This is a genomic window from Bacillus sp. Je.9.29.b (assembly GCF_051129925.1).
Taxonomy (GTDB): domain Bacteria; phylum Bacillota; class Bacilli; order Bacillales; family Bacillaceae; genus Bacillus; species Bacillus safensis.
In genome coordinates this window covers 1-322 of sequence record NZ_JBCPSO010000027.1, presented here as the reverse complement: position 1 = coordinate 322, position 322 = coordinate 1, and the positions used below count along the sequence as shown (strand labels likewise).

Genomic DNA, 322 nt, shown 5'->3' with positions numbered 1-322 from the left:
GCGCCAGTAGAACCAGTATCTCCAGTAATACCCGTGACACCAGTAGGTCCGGTAGCTCCGGTAATACCCGTTGCGCCGGTAGAGCCAGTAGCTCCTGTGATGCCCGTTGCGCCGGTAGAGCCAGTAGGTCCGGTAATACCCGTCACACCAGTAGGACCGGTAGCTCCAGTGACACCTGTAGCGCCAGTAGGTCCGGTAGCTCCGGTAATACCCGTGGCGCCAGTAGGTCCAGTAGGTCCAGTAGCTCCAGTAATACCCGTGACACCTGTAGTCCCGGTAGGACCAGTATCTCCAGTGATACCCGTCGCACCAGTAGAACCAG

At 58.4% G+C, this 322-nt stretch carries 1 protein-coding gene; it reads right to left on the bottom strand.

Translation table 11 applies throughout. The features are described 5' to 3' along the window. Window positions 1-322, bottom strand: a 322-nt coding sequence (locus AAZR19_RS18940; RefSeq protein ID WP_434703998.1) for a hypothetical protein, incomplete at both ends; no start/stop codon positions are given.